Below are 19,573 nucleotides of genomic sequence, written 5' to 3' on the forward strand. Positions count from 1 at the left end.
TTGGTGGACGCGCAATACGCCATCGTCCTCGGCGCGATGGCGATGGTCAACGGCATCAAAGAGGACATTCCTTACTGGCAAGCGATAGTTGCCCCGGTGTTCCACGGATGCTTCGTCATCGTCACACAGGAGTATTCCCTCTCGACGAACAGGGCATGGCGATACTCCCTCATGGTTTGGCGAGTTGCCATATCTCGTATTGAAAGCCTGGGGATGCTTGCTTTCGACCCAAGGCGGCCGCTGGCCAAGCTGGGGACGATCGGTGGTGGCTATTGGGACGGCGATTAGGACCAGTTATCGCGGGTAAGTTGAGTAGCGCGCCCTGACCGCCTCTCGTGCCAGCATCTTCCTTGAAGGAGTGCACCAAACGAGCGGCTTCACCAGTCGCTGGAGAGCCTGTGCGTATGCGGGGTCGCAGCTGGACCGTGGACCGCGCTGTGCCTGCTGCAGCGCTTCCGTCAGTGCAAAGTCCACCTGGGTCCCACCTGGCTGTCCACCCGGGCGGATGTCATTGCCAACGTCGCCGTGATCGCGGCAGGCGTTCTCGTACTGCTGACGCATCACGCCGCTCTCGTCTTGGCGATTGGGACCGCCATCGCGCTCTCGCCATCGCACGTTTCACCGTTCGTCGGGTTACGCCGACCGAAGTAACGATCCGCCGATTTTCAATGAAATGCATCTCCTGGGGTGTGGGAAGATGTGGTGGTCTGGCAGAGGCGGTGCCGAGTCATCAGCAGGAAGGCCGCGGGAATCACCAGCATCGACAACAAGGGGGCGGTCAGCATGCCGCCCACCATGGGCGCCGCGATGCGCTGCATGACTTCGGAGCCTGCGCCGTGGCCCCACAGAATCGGTAAGAGGCCGGCGAGGATGACCGCGACGGTCATCGCCTTGGGCCGCACCCGCTGCACGGCACCTTCGCGAATCGCATCCTCCAGCTCAGGAAGGCCTGCGCGGGGGTCCAGCGCGAGGTGATGCTCCCAGGCGTGACGCAAGTACAGCAGCATCACCACGCCGAACTCGGCAGCGACGCCCGCCAGCGCGATAAAGCCGATCATCGTCGCCACGGAGACCGCGTGGCCCAGCAGCCAGATCAACCATAGCCCGCCAACGAGTGCCAGCGGCACGCTGGCCATGATCAAGGCCGCTTCACTGGCACGACGAAACACGGCGTAGATGAGCGCGAAGATAATGACCAGCGCGATCGGTACGACGAGCTTGAGGCGCTCCATGGCACTGGCCAGATACTCGAACTGCCCCGACCAGGCCACCGTTATGCCGGGGGGCGACTTTATCTGTCGAGCCACCGCACGCTGCAGATCGTCCACGACCGCGCCGAGGTCACGGCCAGCGGTATCGACGTAGACGTACGTGGCTAACTGCCCGTTCTCGCTCTTCAGCATCGGCGGCCCCATGTCGAGCGTGATGTCTGCGACCTGTGCAAGCGTCAGCTGCGCCCCGCTGGCCGCGATGATGGGCAACTGCCGCAGGGCCGCGACGGAGTCACGCTCGATGTGTGGATAGCGCACCACGATGGGATAGCGCTCTCGTCCCTGCACGGTCTGGCCGATCGGATCGCCGCCTACCACAGTCGCGATCAGCGTCTGCACTTGCTGCTGGCTCAAGCCATAGCGGGCCGCATCATCGGGACGAACATGCACATCGACGTAACGACCGCCCTGAGCCCGCTCGGCTATGGCTGAGCTCACGCCAGGCACTTTCTTGGCTACGCTTTCGATCTGGTCGGCCACCGTTTGCAGGGTGGAGGGATCGGGCCCGAGCACCTTGATGCCGATCGGGCTCTTGATACCGGTCGCCAGCATGTCAATGCGATTGCGGATCGGCGGCACGAACAGATTCGTCAATCCCGGTACATGCACTGCCTTGTCCAGTTCGACCTTGAGCTTGTCCATGGTCATACCCGGCCGCCATTGATCCTTCGGCTTGAAGGTGATGGTGGTCTCGAACATCTCCAGCGGCGCCGGATCGGTGGCGGTCTCCGCACGCCCGGCCTTGCCGAACACGTGCTCGACCTCGGGCACGGTCTTGATCATGCGATCGGTAAGCTGCACCAGTTGTGCCGCCTTGCCGGCCGACAGACTCGGTAGCGCCGTGGGCATGTATAGCAGCGTGCCTTCGTCCATCGGCGGCATGAACTCGCTGCCCAGCCGACTGAAAGGCACGGCAGCACTAAGAAACAGAACGCCCGCAAGGACTAGCGTGGCCTTTGGGTAACGCAGCACCGCTTCCAGGATGGGCCGGTACAGTGCGATCAGGGCTCGGTTGAGCGGGTTGTCGCGCTCCGCCCGGATCCGTCCTCGTACCAGGTAGCCCATCAATACCGGCACGAGAGTGACGGCGAGACCCGCCGCGGCAGCCATCGCGTAGGTCTTGGTGAAGGCAAGCGGCTTGAACAACTTGCCTTCCTGGCCTTCCAGTGCGAAGACCGGGACAAACGACAGGGCAATGATCAGCAGGCTCACGAACAGCGCCGGACCCACCTCGGCAGCCGACTCCGCGACCAACGTCCAGCGCGCCGCACCCTGAGGTTCCTGTCCATCGTGCGCATCGCGCCAATGCTCCAGATGCTTGTGGGTGTTTTCGATCATCACCACCGCAGCATCGACCATCGCGCCGATGGCAATGGCGATACCGCCGAGTGACATCAAATTGGCTGACACGCCCTGTACATGCATCACGATGAAGGCAGTCAGCACCCCGAGCGGCAGCGTGATCACGGCCACCAGCGCCGAGCGCAAGTGACCGAGGAATAGCGCACAGATCAGCGCGACGACGATGAACTCCTCCAACAGCTTGCCCCACAGGTTCTCCACGGCCGCGTCGATCAGTTGCGACCGATCGTAGGTCGGCACAATCTCCACCCCGGCTGGCAAGCTGTGCTTCAGTTCTGCCAACTTGGCCTTGACGGCAGCAATCGCGGCCCTGGCGTTCTTGCCCGTGCGCAGCACGACGACACCGCCGGCGACTTCACCTTGGCCGTCCAGCTCGGTGATGCCGCGCCGGAAACTGGGGCCCCGCCGCACCGAGGCGACGTCGCGCAGCAGTACCGGTATACCGCCGGTGTTGGCCGTGATCGGTACGCGCTCGAAGTCCTCGCGGCTGCGCAGATAGCCCTCGCTGCGCACCATGAGTTCGGCTTCGCTTTGCTCGATCACCGAGCCGCCATTGGCACCGTTGGCCGCCCGGATCGCCTCGACCAACTGCGCCACGGTGAGATTACGCGCAGCCAACTGCTGCGGATCAGGCACGACTTGCCAGGCCCGCTCCATGCCGCCCAGATCGGCGACTTCGGCCACATCCGGCACGGTCTTGAGCTGGTAGCGCAGAAACCAATCCTGCAAGGCACGCAATTGGCCCAGGTCGTGCTGTCCCGTGCGATCGACCAAGGCGTACTCATAGATCCAGCCCAGACCGGTGGCATCTGGGCCCAACGAAGGGCTCACGCCGGATGGCAGGCGATCGCGAACCTGGCTCAGGTACTCCAGCACCCGCGAGCGTGCCCAGTAGAGATCCGTGTTGTCGTCGAACAGCACATAGACGTAGGAGTCGCCGAAGAACGAGTAGGCGCGGACCGTCTTGGCCCCAGGCACCGACAGCATGGTGGTGGCCAATGGATAGGTCACCTGATCTTCGACCACCTGGGGCGACTGGCCCGGCCAATTGGTGCGGATGATGACCTGGGTGTCGGACAGATCGGGCAGTGCATCGATCGGTGTGCGCGTCGCCGCGAACACGCCGGCCAGCGCCAATGCCAAGGCGGCCAACAGGACGACTGCGCGGTGCGCGATCGCGGTACGGATGAGCGCGGCGATCATGGCCGATCTCCCGGCATCGGCATGCCCAATATCGATGCACTGGTCGCAGGCGCGGAGGGCGCCGCAGGGTCGTTCAAGCGATCCAGCGCCCCGGATAGGCTGGCCTCCGAGTCGATCAGGAACTGTCCGGACACCACCACCTTCTCACCGCCCACGAGGCCGTCGAGAATTTCGGTATAGCCGCCGGATGCGCGGCCGGTGCGCACGGCGACGGCACGGAAGCGGCCGCCTTCTTCGGAGACGATCACGCGCGCATGCTCGCCGGTCGTGATCAGTGCATCGTCGGACACGACCGGCACTGCCTTGCCTGGCGCCGGATCGAGCTGCACGGTAGCGAACATGCCCGGACTTAAACTTCCGTCCGGGTTGGCGAGCACGATGCGCGCACGCTGGGTGCGCGTCGTCATGTCGATATCCGGGAGCAGCGCCTCCACGTGGCCATGGAAAGCCTGCCCTGGCAGTGCGTCGATGCGGACGGTCACTGGCGTATTCGCGTGCACCGTGCCCACTACGGCCTGCGGCAAGGCCGCTTCAACCCACACCGTTGACGTTCCGTTGATCGTCATCAGCGTTTGCCCAGCAACGACGCGCTGCCCCTCACGCACATCCAGCGTGCCGATGACGCCCGTTTGCGGCGCGTGCAGGGTGATCTGGCCACCGCCGCCTATCGCACGACCATCGGTGGGCGATAAACCGAGTACACGCAGGCGTTGTTGCGCCGCGCCGCGCAGGGCCTTGGCTTCAGCTGACTGGACGTGCTGTAGCGCCTGGGCTTCGGCCACGGCACTGCTCCACTGTGGCGCGAGCACCTCGGCTATCGGGGTGCCCGCCGTGACGTTCGTGTAGGGCGCGCGGACATATAGCTTGGTCACCACTGCGTCCACACGGGCGCTCACGACGACGGCTTGGCGCAGATCCCAGCTGATCGTTCCGGGCACCTGGATGGTTGCTGCCAGCACTCGACGCTCGACCAAGGCGGTGCGTACGCCCAGGTTCTGGATCGTCGCCGCATCGATGCGTACGGCGCTGGCGTCGGTGCCGGCATCTGCATACTTGGGGATCATCTGCATGCCCATCGACGACAAGCCGGGCTGGTCATGATGTTCGGTCGGAATCATCGGGTCGTACCAGTACAACGGCTTGACACCGGCGTCCGGCGCTGACGACCCGGTGGTGGCTAAGCGGTCGCCCGATACGGCGGCCGAGCCGCTCCCATGGCGACCAGCCCAATAGGCGACGAACGCCGTGGCCAGCAACACGGCCACCATAGAAAGGATCCAGCGTGCGCGCTTCATGGGGCATCCCCTTCGGGCAGCAGATAGGTCAACACTGCCCACGCTCGACCGTAATCCGTCAGCATGCGGGCGTAGTCGGTGTGGTGAGCGATTTCGTCGCGGCGAGCTTCCAGTAAGGGCTGGACGTCGCCACCACCGCGGTAGGCCGCCAAGGCCAGCGCGGCACGATCGTTGGCTTGCGGCAAGAGTTGGTCGAGATGCCGGCGCGCTTGCCGCCCCAGTGCGTCCCATTGCGCCCAGGCCACTTCCACGGCTTCCGCTTGCTGCCGCCGGGCATCGTCGTGCTCGGCATGGACCGCCTCAAGATCCGCGGCTCGTGCGCTGATGCCGCGATCCTGGCGATTGCGCGTGAACAGGGGCAGGCTCACGCCGACCTGCAGGGACACCATGTCGGACAACCCCCGGACACGGGAGCCATAGCTCAGCCCGACGCTCCATTCGGGATGCTTTTCAGCCTTGGCTTCGGCCAGGGCCGCTTCGGCGACGTGTTCACGTGCGGGCCAGTCCAGAAGATTACCTTGCTCATCCAGCTTGGACAGCAAAGTGGCCTTGTCGTGGGCGAGCACGGCAAAGTCCGGCGCATCGGCAAGCGGCTCGGTGACGGAGCCACCCAGCCATCGACCCAAGGTTGCCCGGGCCTGCGCTTCACGCGAGGCGGCATCGTCGATGCGATTCTCCAGGTCCAGCGCTTCCATGCGCGTCGCCAGCACGTCTGCCGCCGAGCCGGTGCCGCCCCGCAATCGTGCTTCGGCTACCACCACATCGACGGCCCGTTCGCTGCGCATGGCTTGCAGCATCTGCGCTTCATGATGTGCGCCCCAGGCAGTGATCCAGGCAGCCGCGACTTGTTGCTCGATGGCGAGCTGGGTCATGGTGATGTTTTTTGCGGCTTGCTCGACACGGGCGCCGGCGAGATCGCGCTGCGCCTGTCGTTTGGCGCGTGAGGGAAGCGCCTGAGTGAGCCCGACGGTGCGCATCGTCATGCTGTCACCCCCCGCCGTAAATGCCCCCGGTCCTTGAGTGGCCAGATTCTCGATGCCGACGGTCAGCTGGGGATCCGGCAAGGCGCCGGCACGGCCGGCTTCTTCGCGGGCGGCACGCTGAGAAGCTGTGCTCGCGTCCAGCAGGGGCGCTTGCGTCAGGGCCCTCCGCGTCGCAGCTTCCAACGTTAATGCCGTGGCGAGCTCACCCGCCCAAGCGGGCGGCATGGCGAGAAACATGGCGGCGCACAGGGGGCACACCCAGCGGCGCGCCGGGAAAGCGCGCATCCAGATTTGATGCAAGAACATGATTAGCTCCGATCACAAAACCGTATGGGCCATGCACATCGGCAGGGCCGCCAAGGGCTTAGCGATCGAGGGCTAAATGAGGAGAGAGCAGAACCGCAACGTGGGCGGTGGCTCCGCGCGACGCATCGTCGGATCCGGCAGTGCCGCCTGTTCCGGCACCGCGGCGACCGTCCCCAGCAGCGCCGGAGGTACCGGGGCTAGTAAAAGGGGCGGCACCCCAGGTAGACGGGCATCGGGAGTCGCCGTGGCATGGTCGGCGCAGTGCTCGGCACAGCGCGGATCCGAACGTTGATGCTCGGATGTTTGATGCCCCGAAGACATGCCCATGTCCGCGCAATCGCCCGTCATGAGCGTGGTGGCGGACGGCGCCGATAGGGCGCACACATACGAGGCCATCGCCAACTGCTGGAACAGCAGGCAAAAAACCACCGCCCCTATCCAAAGGGCCCGGTGACGTCGGCTGAGGCGGTAGCGCTTACGCATGGCGGAATAATCTTAACGCACCTGGATGCGAGTCCTGTCAAGCGAGGATACGGGCTCATGGTTCGTTCGCTCGTACCCCCTCCCGAGGTTACAGGGCGTGTGCAATGCCCGTGGATTTGTTCTCTTTTGAGCCGGGCCGCCTCACGGGAGGGCCAATTTTGCGAGTGCCGCAGCGACCCCCGCTCCGTATTCAGGGTCTGCTTTGGTGCAGTTGTCGATATGGCGCTGCCTCACCTCGTCCCTTGCATCACGCATGGACCGTGCGGTGTTGTCGAATAATGCTTGCCTCTGCGAGTTGCTCATCTTTCGGAATAGCTCGCCAGGTTGCTGGTAGTGGTCGTCATCGACGCGATGGTCCCAATGCATCGCGGCACCATCGCATTCAAGTGGCGGCTCGTTGAGCCACGACTGATCGGGCCATGCGCCCTTACTGTTCGGCCAATACGACGGCGCGCTACCGAGATTGCCATCCGTCCGCATTGCGCCGTCGCGGTGATAGCTGTGAAATGGGCATTGGGGTGCATTGACTGGAATGTGGTTGAAATTCACCCCGAGCCGATAGCGCTGCGCGTCACCGTACGAGAATAGCCGGGCCTGCAGCATCTTGTCGGGCGAGTAACCAATGCCAGGAACGACGTTCGCCGGCGAGAATGCGGCCTGCTCTGTTTCCGCGAAAAAATTGTCCGGATTTCGGCTCAGCTCAAAGTAGCCAACCTCAATTAACGGGTAGTCCGCCTTGGGCCAGACCTTTGTGAGATCGAAGGGATTGAACGGCAATGCCTTGGCCTGCGCATCGGTCATTACCTGGATGAACAGTGTCCATCGCGGGAAATTGCCGCACTCAATGCTGTCGTAAAGATCTCGCTGGTGTGTTTCACGGTCCTTCCCAATAAATTCTTCGGCCTCCGCATCCGTCAGGTTACGTATGCCCTGCTGCGTGCGGAAGTGGAATTTCACCCAAGTGCGCTCGTTAGCCTCGTTGACGAGGCTATACGTATGACTCCCGAAGCCATGCATATGGCGGAACGAATAAGGTATGCCGCGCTCGCTCATGACGATCGTGACCTGGTGCAGAGCTTCTGGAAGAAGGCTCCAGAAGTCCCAGTTATTGTCGGCACTCCGCAGTCCCGTGCGCGGGTCGCGCTTGACTGCATGATTCAGATCGGGGAAGCGCAGCGGATCACGGAAGAAGAACACCGGGGTGTTGTTGCCGACGAGATCCCAATTACCTTCCTCAGTGTAGAACTTGATCGCGAAGCCGCGGATGTCGCGCTCGGCGTCGGCAGCACCACGCTCGCCAGCCACGGTTGAGAAGCGGACGAATATCGGGGTCTTCTTTCCAATCGCAGAGAAGATCTTGGCCCTGGAATAGCGGGTGATGTCGTGCGTTACGGTGAACATGCCGTGGGCACCCGCGCCCTTGGCGTGCATGCGGCGCTCAGGAATCACTTCACGATCGAAGTGAGCCAGCTTCTCGAGTAGCCACACGTCTTGCAGGAGGGCCGGCCCACGCGGCCCAGCCGTCTGGATGTTTACGTTGTCGCTAACCGGCGCACCTGTTGCGTGCGTCAGGCGCGGTGGCTTGGCCGCATCATTCATTATGTCGTCCTCAAAATAAAAGTTAACGCCAAGAAGCGAGCGCCATAGCAGGATGGGCAGGGGTAGGGCGCGAGGCCAGTTATGGGCTGTTAGTCCTTGTTAGCGTCTGCACGAATCGCCTCCGACAGATGATCAACCGAAGTTATGGACTAATTAGTCCATAACTGACAGAATGCATCCATGGCCAGACCCCGTGAATTTGATCGCGATACAGCCCTGGAACAGGCTCGCCAGATTTTCTGGACGAAGGGCTATGCCGGCACGTCCACCGACGACCTGGTGAAAGCCATGGGCATCGGTCGCCAGAGCCTGTACAACACGTTCGGTGACAAGTGGCAGCTGTACCTGGAGGCACTGTCGGACTACCAGCAGCGATCCACGTCGGGGCACATTCGCCGCCTACAGACCCCTGACTCCGTTATCGCAGGCCTGCAAGCCATGCTGGCGGGCCTGGTGGTCGATGACGATGCGTTGCGCACGCTGGGCTGCATGGGCGTGGCGTCGGCTTGCGAATTTGGCGTGAGCGAACCGGAACTGTCGGAGTTACGAAGCAGAAGCGCGGCCTATCTGCGGCACCGTGTACTCAAACGCATCCGCGAAGGGCAGGCGTCAGGCGAGATAGACGCTTCGCTCGATGCAGGCGAGGCCACGAGCTACGTATTGATGTGCATGACAGGCATCCAGCTTGCCGCACGCAGCGGCGCGAAGGCCAGCGAGCTGCGCCGCCTGGCACGATTCACCCTGGACCGCTTGCGGGCGTAATTCCTGGTTGTGCGACGGCGCCGTTTGGGCCGTCGCATTTTTTTACCCTTGTTTTGGAACGATCAGTCAATAAAGAGGAAGGTCATGAGCAATCAATCAAAGCAGAACCAGAAAGTAGCGCTTGTTTTTGGCGGTTCACGCGGCATCGGCGCAGCGGCCGCGCGACGCCTGGCCAAAGACGGCTTCGCCATCGGCCTGACCTATGTGTCGCGGCCCGACAGTGCACAGCAAGTCGTCAATGACATCATCGCCGCGAACGGCAACGCGTTCGCAGTCCAGGCCGACAGCGCGGATGCCGACGCGATCCGTGCAGCCGTCGAACAAATTGTTGCGCGTTTTGGCCGACTGGACGTTGTCGTGGTCAACGCCGGCGTGCTGCGACTTGGCCGAGTCGATTCGTTCACGCTGGAGGCCCTGGATGAGATCCTGAATGTGAATATCCGCGGCGTGTACGTGGCGGTGCAGGCTGCCGTGTCGCATATGGGCGAAGGCGGTCGCGTGATCACGATCGGCAGCAATTCCGCGGTACGCCCGCTGACGCCGATCGGCAGCGTCTACGGCATGAGCAAGGCGGCCGTGGCGGCTCTGGTGAAAGGATTGGCGCTGGATTTGGCTCCGCGAGGCATTCGCGTCAACAACATTCAGCCAGGCCCCATCGAGACGGATATGACGGCCGGGCACATCGAGGACATCAAGCCGATGGTCCCTCTGGGGCAGGTGGGCCGGCCAGACGATGTGGCCGAGCTGGTGTCCTACCTTTCTGGCGCGGCCTCCGGATATATGACCGGCTCCAGCCTGACCATCGACGGCGGGATGACGTTGTAAGCGCCACTCAATATGACGGCGACGGGATCCACTCCCGCCGCCGCATTCGTTTGCACGTCGTTCGGGCGGAATGTCGGCGGTCGGCACGTTGCCGTCGTGCGGTCGACGCACAGAGACGCACCTGACCACCGCCGGCAGTCACGGACACTCGCGCTTGCGCGACTGGGTTGCCGAAGGCTTGACCGGCAGCCCGCTCCGGCCTTGGAAGCGAGGCCTGTCAGTCGCCTGATTCAGCGCGGGGAACCAGTGGTTTCGCTGAGTCGGCGGGTTTAGTGGCGCGGCCTCTTGCTGAACTCATAGATGGTCCGCGCAGGAACCTTGAGATGGACTTCAGTACCCTCTTGCGGGCTGGACTCGATCTGGACCGCCCCCTTCAAGCTAGCGATGCGCTCGCGCATGCCGAGCAGACCGTAGTGGCCAGTGCGGCCCGCCTGTTCCGCGGCCTGGCGATCGAAACCGCGCCCGTCGTCCGTGACAACGATCCAGAACGCGCGCTCCTCGTACGTCAGCGTGACCTGGATAATAGAAGCGCCCGAGTGCGCAAACGCGTTGCGCATGGCTTCCAGCGCAGCGTCGCGCAGTTCTGTGGCAGGCGCGTTCTGCAGGGGGCGCGGCGCACCGCGGACTTCCAGCGCGAAGTGAATGTCCACTTGCTCGCGAAGGCGCCGCCCCTCTGCCATGAGTTCGTCGTAAAGCGCCAGCCCTGAATCCTGGTTTCGCCTGAGCATGCTTATCTGTTCACGGCCTTCGGCGATAGCCTCTCTCGTATCGTCGCGGATGCGCGCCAGAGCGCCGCGGGAGGTGGCCGGCATCGCATCGTCCGCGGCCAAGCGCTGCAGCGACAGTGTGACGGCGTGCAGGCGCTGCAACAGGGTGTCGTGAATGTCGCGCGCGATCGCCTCGCGCTCGTCCGCGCGGATTTTCAGACGGCGCGCGAGGGCGCGCGATCGCATCTCGTGCGCCAGCCATAGGATCAGCGCCACAGGCAGTCCCCATATGGCGCGGAACCACCAGGTCTCGTAGTACGCCGGCAGGCGTTCGAAGCTGATCGTGCCGGGGCGTTCGCTGGCCAGGCCTGCACCGTTGATGGCGTCCACCTCGAAGCGGTAAGCGCCGGGCGCGAGGTTGGTAAAGGCCGCATCCCGCCGGTCTTCGGCATCGGTCCATTCGTCGCTCATGCCGACCAGCCGGTAGCGGAAGCGGAGCTTGTCGGGCCGGCCCAGCGCAGCTGCCGTAAAGGCGATACGCACCGCCTTCTCGCCGGGACCGAGTCGCAGATGCTGTTGCGGCGATGGAACGGCGCGCCGGGATGTCTCCAGATAGTCGATCACCACGCGGGGGCGCTCGCGCTCGACCGGGATGCGATCCGGGTCGACCCATGCCAGCGCGGTCGATGTCTGCGCCCAGATCCTGCCGTCGGGCCCCATCCTCAGGTTGGGGTTGGTCCAGGTGGTATCCGGCGAGCCGGCGATATTGTCTTCATCATTGAACACGTCCGGATGCAGTTGCCGCGGTTCGCCGGCCTTGACCGGCGCGATGTCCGCCGCGCGGAAGCGCAGCACGCCATCCAGCGTCTGTGCCCACAGGTCGCCATGGCGATCGACGGCCAGTCCGACGACCGGGCGACCGAGCTCCGGGTCGTCGGTGGCGAGCGTGGTGCAATGCTTGCCATCGAAGTACTGCACACCGTCGTCGCCGCCCAGCCATAGGCCATCGCCATCGGGATAGATGGATTTGACTACGCCGGTGGCGAGCCCTTCGCGTTCACCGATGGACGATTCGGCACCGTTGGAGAGTCGATACAGTCGGTTCTTCTCCCGGCTGCCGGCCCAGACATCGCCTTTCGCGTCGAGTGCGATGGTTTGCGGAAACACCGGGTGGTTGAACGCCTCCTTCCATTGGCCGCCCTCCAGCTTCAGCAGGCCATGGCCCGTGGCGCTGTAGGGCGTGCAGACGTAGAGCTTCCCGGCGAGGTCGCTGAGCATGCAGGGCAGGGAGCCAATGGGGCCGGTGTCCTCGCGGGTGAGTGCCTTTTCGAGCTGAGCGCCCGCGGGGGTCAAGCGCCAGATGCCCTGAGCGTTGGCGGCCCAGACATGTTCCGCGCCCCGGTCGGCGTAGAGCGCCAGGGTCAGCGGCGGCAGCTCGGTTTCGGTCAATTCGCCGGTTTTTTTACGCAGGAGCAACGGCTGGGTTTCGCTGCCGATCCATACGTTGCCGTCCTTGTCCGCGGCGGCGCTGATCGTATGGATGGCCAGCGGCAGATCGATGCGAGTGAATGCGGCGCGCCGGAACCGGTCCAGGCCATTGGGCGTATTGACCCACAGGTCGCCTTCGCGGTCTTCCAGCAGGTGCGGCGCATAGTTGCTGGTGAGGCCTTCGAGCTGGCTCATGTTCTGCACGCGCGGCGCGTCGTGCTGTGCTTCGGCCGTCGTCAGGTCTTCGCCGGCGACGAAGTAAATGCCTTGCCGCGTGCTGCCCAGCCACAGTGAATGTTCCTGTCCCTCGATGAGTCTGAAAACGCGTGCCGCCACCGGCTTGGCCAGTTCGGTCAGTTCGGTGCCGCGTCGCCGGTAGAAATGCACTTCCGTCGGCGTCGTCACATAGAGGTGGCCGGATGCGCCGGCAAGGACATGCCTGGCGTTGTCGACGACGCCGGGCACTTCGGCAAAGCCCGTCCCGTTCTTGGGCCACACGTTGAGCTTGCGATTGATGAGCGCCCACATGTTGCCGTCGCCATCCAGCGTGACTTCACCGAGTGTGCGATCGGGGCTGGTCCATATGCTGTGCCATGCGCCATGTTCGAACCGCATCAGCGCCAGACTCGTGCGCGACCAGACGTGGCCTGCGGCATCGGTCAGGAAGAAGCCGCGCGCCCCGATATAACCCTCGGCGCTGCCGAAGTGCCTGAGATGGCCGTCGCGCAGGAGCGTGACGCCGAAGCTGGTGGCAATCCAAAGGCCACCACCCTCCGCCGGGTGCAGCTGAGCGAGATCCGCTTCGGGAAAGGCCTCGCCGGAGACGGGCGTGAAGCGGGTGAAGCGGCGCCCGTCGAAACGCGTCAACCCCTTGTTGCCGGCGATCCATAGAAAGCCATCGGGCGTCTGCGCCATGGCGCCCGCGCCCGGCGCGCCTTCCTGCGTGGGGATGACGGTGTGATGGAAGCTGCCAAGGGTCAGGGCGTCGGCGCGGGCAAGGCCGGCCAGGACGAGGAGGATGGCGAAGGCGACGCACCGGCGCAGCCAGCAGGGGCGCGCGCGTGCCGTCGGCGTGGGTTGTCGCATGGCGACCACGTCACCTCGTTCGAGAAAGGATAGGCGGCGTACGCCGCCGGCCCGGCAAGGTTGCCGATGGGCGCGGGGCTGCGCAAGATGTCATCGTGCAAGTGGTTGCGAGGGATGTCCACGCCGAATGGTATGACTGGCGAATCACACTTTTGAGCGTTTTCGTCCTGGTCGTATCTCCATCATAGTTGGTGCATCTCGTCCATGAGTTCACGCAGCGGCCCAAGCATGCACAGTCCGACTCGCCAGGCAGACAGGATTCGCGTCCTCGTCGCGGACGACCATCCGGCGATGCGCCGCGGACTGGCCGGCGCCATCGCCGCCGAGGCGGATATGGAGGTGGCCGGCGAGGCCGAGGACGGCGAGCAGGCGGTCGCACAGTTCGGTCGGCTCGCGCCGGATGTCCTGTTGATCGATCTGCAGATGCCGCGCCTCGATGGGCTGGAAGCCATCGGGGCCATTCGGGCCGAGCATCCGACGGCGCGGATCATCGTGCTGACCACTTATGCCGGCGATGCGCGCGTCATGCGCGCGCTCACGCTGGGAGCATCGGCCTATCTGCTCAAGTCGGCCGATCTGGCCGAGATCGTCCAGGCCATCCGCGATGCCATCCGCGGCAAGCGCGTGGTCGATGCCGGCGTGGCGCAGGAGCTGGCGCGGCATGCCGGCTCGGAGCGGCTGACGCCGCGGGAGCTGAGCGTGCTGCGCCTGGCCGCAAAAGGGCAGGGCAATCGGGCGATCGCCGATGCCTTGAGCATCTCCGAGGACACGGTCAAGTCGCGCATGCGCAACATCATGGGGAAGCTGGGTGCCGAGGATCGGACGCATGCCGTCACGATCGCTTTGGACCGAGGGTTCCTCGACTAGCCATCCGCGTGCTCGCGGCACCCGCGGCGAGGTGACGCAAGCTGGGGGCGGCTCGTCGCGGGCGGCACTTATTCACGGAACAGGAAAGTCGTCGTGGAGAACGCGTCCAACGATCCGCAAGACATTCATGCCGTGCGTTTCGCTTTCGGCGCTTTCTGCGTCGTTCCCGGCAAGCGCCTGCTGCTGCGCGACGGCGTACCGGTGGAGATCGGCGGGCGCGCACTGGATCTGTTGATTGCGCTGGTGGAACGCCCCGGCCGCGTGTTGTCCAAGCGCGAGCTGCTCAAGCGCGTGTGGCCGGACATCATCGTCGAGGAGGGCAGCCTGCGTTTCCACATGGCGGGGCTGCGCAAGATCCTGGGCGATGGCGAGGGTGGTGATCGCTACATCTCTACGCAGGTCGGCGTCGGTTACGCCTTCGTCGCGCCGGTGGAGCCGCGGCCCGCCCAAGACGATGCGCAAGCGGCGCCTCCCGCGGCGGCCGCCCCTCCAGCGCGCCACGATGTCGGCGCCGGCCGCCTGCCGGCCAGGCTGCGCCTGGTCGGCCGCGATGAGGATGCGCGGCTGATCGCCGAACGTCTGGTGGAACCGAAGCTCTTCACCATCGTCGGCACGGGAGGCGTGGGCAAGACCAGTCTGGCCGTGGAGGTGGCGCACCGCATCGCCGGGATGCAGCAGGCGCCGGTGCGCTTCGTGGACCTGGCCCAGGTCGAGGATGCCGCACTCGTGCCTTATGCGCTGGCCGGTGCGCTGGGCATTCCGGTGCAGGCCGACGATCCGATGTTCGTGCTGCTGGCTCATATCGCGGGACGAGCCATGCTGCTGGTCATCGACAACTGCGAACACCTGGTCGATGCCGTCTCGGGCGTGGTCGAGCAGATCCGGGAAAGCGCGCCGCAAGTCGGCGTGCTGGCGACTAGCCGCGAACCGCTGCGCGCGCGCGACGAGCATGTGCACTGGCTGGGTGCGCTGGACTTTCCGGCCGAGCCGGACGCGCTGCCGGCCGAGCAGCTGCTCGGCTTCGCGGCCATCGAACTGTTCGTCGAGCGGGCCTCGGCCGGCAATGCGTCACTGCGCCTGGAGGACAAGGATCTGTGGCTGGTGGCCGATATGTGCCGGCGGCTCGACGGCATCGCGCTGCCGATCGAGCTGGCCGCGGTGCGTGTGGCGACGCACGGCGTGGCGGCCACGCACCTGCTGCTGGGCGAGCGCTTCAGTCTCGGCTGGTCGGGGCGCCGTACGGCGCTGCCGCGCCAGCAGACCCTGCGCGCCACGCTGGATTGGAGCTATGGACTGCTGTCCGCGGCGGAGCGGCTGACCTTCGACCGCTTGTCGGTCTTTGTCGGCCCGTTTTCTCTGGAGGCGGCCTGCGCCGTGGTCGCCGACACCAGGATAGACGCGTTCACCGCCATGGCGATGCTGGATGGCCTGGTCGCCAAGGGGCTGGTTTCGCTCGATCGCGCGGAGCCGGCCGGTTCGTGCCGCCTGCTGGAAATGACGCGCGCCTACGCCAAGGAGAAATTGCTGGAGCGCGGCGGCGACGAGATGCGTCAGACAGCCTTTCGCCACGCGGCCTTTCATCTACGACTGCTGTCGCAGCTGGGCGATTCGCCAGAGGACGTTTTTGAGCAGGCTGGCCGCCTGACCCGGCAGCTTGGCAATGTGCGCGCCGCGCTGGAGTGGAGCTTCGGCCCCGATGGCGATACGGCGCTGGCCTTACCACTGGCCGCCGCCAGCGCGCAGCTCTATCTGCAATATTCGCTGATGGTGGAATGCCGCACCTGGTGCGAGCGCGCGACCGCGCGACTGGACGAGCGTCACGCGGGTACGGCCGTGGAGATGGAGCTGCAGGCGGCGCTGGGCCTGGTGCTGATGTTCACGCGCGGCAATACCGAGGCTGCGGGGATCGCACTGAAGCGCGCACTGGATATCGCCGTGGCGCTGGGCGATCTCTGGAATCAGCTGCGCATTCTGGGTCGTCTGCAGATCTTCGACGAACGTATCGGCGACTACGCGACTTCCACCGTCTGGGCCGAGCAAGCGCGCGAAGTCGGCCGGGCGATCGCCCAGCCCGAGGCGGTTGCGGTGGCCGCCTCGCTGGTTGGCGTCACGGCACTGTTGGTCGGCCAACAGGCTCGGGCTTGCGAAGAGCTGGAAACCTCGTTGCGCAACAGCCTGCCGTCCGAGCGCAGCCGCACGATCTACTACGGCTTCGATCACCGCAATCGTTCCTTCATTGCCTTGGCGCGAGCGCTGTGGCTGCGCGGCTACCCGGATCAGGCGCGGCGCTGGGCCGAGCAGGCGCACAAGGAGGCGCGAGCGCTCGACCATCCGGTGACGCGTTGCATCGCGCTGATCTGGGCGCTCAGTGTGTATACCTGGAGCGGCGATCTGGATCAGGCGCGCGCCAGCGTCGCGCTGCTTGCTCAGCTGGCGGAGGCCAATCTGTTCCGGCCATACATGGCGGCCGTCAAGGGCTTCCGAGGTGTCATCGCACTCGAGGAGGGGCGGCCGGCCGAAGCGGTCGAGGCCTTGAGCGAGAGCTTGTCCAGCCTCAAGGCGATGCGCTACGAGCTGCTCACCACGTCGTTCGAGGTTTCGCTGGCTGAAGGGCTGGCCATGAGTGGACGCCATGCCGAGGCGCTGGCGCTGGTCGGCTCCACCATCGAGCACTGCCAGCGCTGCGGCGACATTTTTGCGCTGCCGGAACTGCTGCGCATCAAGGCCGGCGTGGTCGCAAGCCTGGGCTACGACGAGGCGATGGTCGAGGGCCTGCTGCTGGAGTCGCTCGCCTTGAGCGAGCGTCAGGATTCGCGTGCATGGAGCCTGCGCGCGGCGATCGACCTGGCGCGGCTGCGGCACGCCCAGGGGCGCACCGCCGATGCCGCGGCCACCTTGCGGGTCTGTCGCGAGACGGTGACCGAGGGCTTCGATACGAAAGACGTCCGCTTGCTCGAACGCCTGTGGGGCGAGCTCGCCGTGCCGGCGTGAGCCGGCAAAAAAGCGGCGGACAGGCTCAGGCCAGCGGCTTCTCCGCAGTGAACAGCGCGACCCGTCCCTGCCGCAGCACCCGGACCTGCGCGAAGTGCTGCCTGAGCACCGATTCCAGGCTCGCCTGCGTATCCTGGGCATTGCAGAAGATGCCTTTGCGGTTGTAGAGCTTCATCAGCCGGCGGCCGATCCAGTTGTGGCGGGCTTCGTCGCCGAGGATGGTGGCGCCATACAGCACGCCGTCCGCGTCCAGATGCCGGCGCAGCAGGCCAAACACCGCCGGCGCTTTTTCGCTCATCGAGCCGGGCAGGCAGTGCAGCAGGTAGAACAGCGAGATCGATCCGAACGTGCGTCGGCCCAGCGCGCCTCGCGGTTGCAACACGTCTTCGCGCACCCATGCCGGCCGTAGCGGTGCGATGCGCGCGGCGGCGGCCTGCAGACTGTTCTCGTTGAGATCCAGCAATGTTACTTGCTGGCCGGGCAGGGCCGGGCTGTTGGCGAGATAGAAGCCCGAGCCCACGCCGACGTCGAGGTGGTTCGCGCTCAGATGCTGGCGGAAGAACGGCAACAACACGGTCGCCGTCGGGCAAGCCCAGGCGCAGGAGTTGGAGAAGCCCAGGACCCAGCGGTCGTAGATCTTCAGTACGCGGGGCGAATAGACGGCGGCACCGTCTTCGGTGCGGGGAGTACGGGTCGATGGCATGTGGCGGCTATCTGTAGGAAAGAGAGAGGCGGGACGCGGCATCACGGCGCGTAATGGGTAAACACATCATCGTGATTCTTGGCGCGCGCCTCGTGACAGGCGTAGCAGGTCCGGTGCTGCGCCTCGTCCACGGGTTTGCCGTCGACGAAGCGCCCATAGCCCCAGCCGCCGGAGGTGGCGTACCTTGCCGAGTCCTTGACCATCACTTGTACCGTGGTTGGTGCGCCGGGCAGTGTGGCGGCAGCCAGTGCGCTGGAACGTTCGCGTTTCCATGCCAGCTTTACCAGCACCGTGCCGTCGGGGAAGGGCAGCTTGCCGTTGCGGTAAGCCTCGATGGCGATCTTGTTGCCGAGCACCGCGCGCAATTCGTCCAGCGGCGCATCTTCCAGCGCCGGTGCGATGAACTCCCATTGGCGGTAGCCGGCCGGGATGCCGACGCCGTAGATCGGCGAGACGGCGCCGGCTGGCGTGCGCTCGCCGCTCCAGGCGGCGGCCAGGGCGCCCGAAAGCAGCAGTGCGAGTGCACAGAGGGCGAAGCGTGTCGTTTTCATCGGCATCTCCTGGTGCTCAGAAATGATCGACGTCGATCACGGCCTGCGCGAAAGCCTTGGGCGCTTCCTGCGGCAAGTTGTGGCCGATGCCGCCGTTGATCTGGCGGTGCTCGTAGCGGCCGGTGAACTTGCCGGCGTAAGACGACGGTTCGGGATGCGGCGCGCCGTTGGCGTCGCCTTCCATCGTGATGGTGGGGATAGCGATGTTCGGCAGTGCGGCCAGGCGCGCTTCCAGGGCGTCGTACTTCGTCTCGCCATCGGCCAATCCGAGTCGCCAGCGGTAATTGTGGATCGCGATGGCGACCTGGTCGGTGTTGTCCAGCGCGGCGGCCGAGCGTTCGAAGGTCGCGTCGTCGACATGCCAGCGCGGCGACGCGAGCTGCCAGATCAACCGGGCGAACTCATGCGTGTACTGCGCGTAGCCGGCCCTGCCGCGCGCAGTCGCGAAATAGAACTGGTACCACCATTGCAGTTCGGCCTTGGGCGGCAGCGGCGTACGGCCAGCCTCCCGATTGCCGATCAGGTAGCCGCTGACGGACACCATGGCCTTGCAGCGCTGCGGCCACAGCGCCGCCATCACGTTGGCGGTGCGCGCACCCCAGTCGAAGCCGGCGACGATGGCGCGGTCGATGCGCAGCGCATCGAGCAGCGCCACCGCATCGACACCCAGGGCAGCCTGCTGGCCGTTGCGCGGCGTCGCGGCCGATAGGAAGTGCGTGCCGCCGTAACCGCGCAGGTAGGGCACGATGACGCGATAACCGGCCTCCGCCAGCAGCGGGGCAACCTCGACGAAACTGTGGATGTCGTAGGGCCAGCCGTGCAGCAGCAGGACAGGCTGACCATCGACGGGCCCCGCTTCGGCATAGGCCACGTTCAACACGCCGGCGCTGATCTGCCGGATCGATGCGAAGCTGCTGGCACCGGATGCGGCGGTGTTGCCGGCCGCGGCTTCGGCGCGGGCCGGATTTGCTTGCGTCCGCGATAGCCAGCCCAGCTGAGTCGCGGCCAGCCCCATGGCGGTGGTGCCGAGGAAACGGCGGCGCGGTTGGTTGATCGGGTTCGACATGGTCATCGACCTCTCTGCGGGTGGT

The 19,573-nt window shown here is 65.2% G+C and carries 13 protein-coding genes; 5 read left to right on the top strand and 8 right to left on the bottom strand.

Annotated features, from left to right (window positions below):
* Positions 1-3 precede the first annotated feature (3 nt).
* Positions 4-288, top strand: coding sequence for a hypothetical protein (locus ACNR9O_RS08875; RefSeq protein WP_473681418.1), 285 nt, complete (start codon positions 4-6; stop codon positions 286-288).
* A gap of 377 nt (positions 289-665) precedes the next feature.
* On the opposite strand, the gene ACNR9O_RS08880 is transcribed toward ACNR9O_RS08875, so the two are convergent.
* The 4 genes from ACNR9O_RS08880 to ACNR9O_RS08895 all read right to left on the bottom strand — a co-directional run bounded on the left by ACNR9O_RS08880 (position 666) and on the right by ACNR9O_RS08895 (position 8,502).
* Positions 666-3,836 (bottom strand): efflux RND transporter permease subunit, encoded by a 3,171-nt coding sequence (locus ACNR9O_RS08880; protein WP_473681416.1) that lies wholly within the window; start codon positions 3,834-3,836, stop codon positions 666-668.
* A complete protein-coding gene (locus ACNR9O_RS08885; RefSeq protein ID WP_473681415.1) occupies positions 3,833-5,131 on the bottom strand; it encodes an efflux RND transporter periplasmic adaptor subunit in 1,299 nt (432 codons plus the stop codon). The genes ACNR9O_RS08880 and ACNR9O_RS08885 overlap by 4 nt, the downstream gene beginning before the upstream one ends.
* Complete coding sequence (locus ACNR9O_RS08890; protein WP_473681414.1) at positions 5,128-6,420, bottom strand: TolC family protein; 1,293 nt, start codon at positions 6,418-6,420, stop codon at positions 5,128-5,130. The genes ACNR9O_RS08885 and ACNR9O_RS08890 overlap by 4 nt, the downstream gene beginning before the upstream one ends.
* Before the next feature lie 624 nt (positions 6,421-7,044).
* Positions 7,045-8,502 carry a catalase gene (locus tag ACNR9O_RS08895; RefSeq protein WP_473681413.1) on the bottom strand — a complete coding sequence of 486 codons (1,458 nt, stop codon included), beginning with the start codon at positions 8,500-8,502 and terminating at the stop codon, positions 7,045-7,047.
* Between the two features lie 180 nt (positions 8,503-8,682).
* Between ACNR9O_RS08895 and ACNR9O_RS08900 the strand changes: the two genes are divergently transcribed.
* Together ACNR9O_RS08900 and ACNR9O_RS08905 are read left to right on the top strand one after the other, a co-directional pair.
* Positions 8,683-9,264 carry a TetR/AcrR family transcriptional regulator gene (locus ACNR9O_RS08900; RefSeq protein ID WP_473681412.1) on the top strand — a complete coding sequence of 194 codons (582 nt, stop codon included), beginning with the start codon at positions 8,683-8,685 and terminating at the stop codon, positions 9,262-9,264.
* A gap of 84 nt (positions 9,265-9,348) precedes the next feature.
* Positions 9,349-10,089, top strand: coding sequence for an SDR family NAD(P)-dependent oxidoreductase (locus tag ACNR9O_RS08905; protein WP_473681411.1), 741 nt, complete (start codon positions 9,349-9,351; stop codon positions 10,087-10,089).
* Positions 10,090-10,358: 269 nt separating this feature from the next.
* Here the strand turns inward: ACNR9O_RS08905 and ACNR9O_RS08910 are convergent, their stop codons facing one another.
* Positions 10,359-13,370: a sensor histidine kinase gene (locus tag ACNR9O_RS08910; RefSeq protein WP_473688389.1), complete on the bottom strand. Its 3,012-nt coding sequence runs from the start codon at positions 13,368-13,370 to the stop codon at positions 10,359-10,361.
* A 204-nt stretch (positions 13,371-13,574) separates the two neighbouring features.
* On the opposite strand from ACNR9O_RS08910, the gene ACNR9O_RS08915 reads away from it, so the two are divergent.
* Positions 13,575-14,237 (top strand): response regulator, encoded by a 663-nt coding sequence (locus ACNR9O_RS08915; protein WP_473681410.1) that lies wholly within the window; start codon positions 13,575-13,577, stop codon positions 14,235-14,237.
* 93 nt (positions 14,238-14,330) lie between these two features.
* Positions 14,331-17,228 (top strand): ATP-binding protein, encoded by a 2,898-nt coding sequence (locus ACNR9O_RS08920; RefSeq protein WP_473681409.1) that lies wholly within the window; start codon positions 14,331-14,333, stop codon positions 17,226-17,228.
* A 25-nt stretch (positions 17,229-17,253) separates the two neighbouring features.
* On the opposite strand, the gene ACNR9O_RS08925 is transcribed toward ACNR9O_RS08920, so the two are convergent.
* From ACNR9O_RS08925 to ACNR9O_RS08935, 3 genes are read right to left on the bottom strand one after another with little or no spacing between them, the layout of a single operon-like run.
* A complete protein-coding gene (locus ACNR9O_RS08925; protein WP_473681408.1) occupies positions 17,254-17,931 on the bottom strand; it encodes a class I SAM-dependent methyltransferase in 678 nt (225 codons plus the stop codon).
* Positions 17,932-17,972: 41 nt separating this feature from the next.
* On the bottom strand, positions 17,973-18,482 hold the full coding sequence (locus tag ACNR9O_RS08930) for a cytochrome P460 family protein (RefSeq protein WP_473681407.1): 510 nt from the start codon (positions 18,480-18,482) through the stop codon (positions 17,973-17,975).
* Between the two features lie 16 nt (positions 18,483-18,498).
* A complete protein-coding gene (locus tag ACNR9O_RS08935) occupies positions 18,499-19,554 on the bottom strand; it encodes an alpha/beta fold hydrolase (RefSeq protein ID WP_473681406.1) in 1,056 nt (351 codons plus the stop codon).
* Positions 19,555-19,573: the final 19 nt, after the last annotated feature.

Source organism: Dyella sp. CR10 (genome assembly GCF_055814425.1).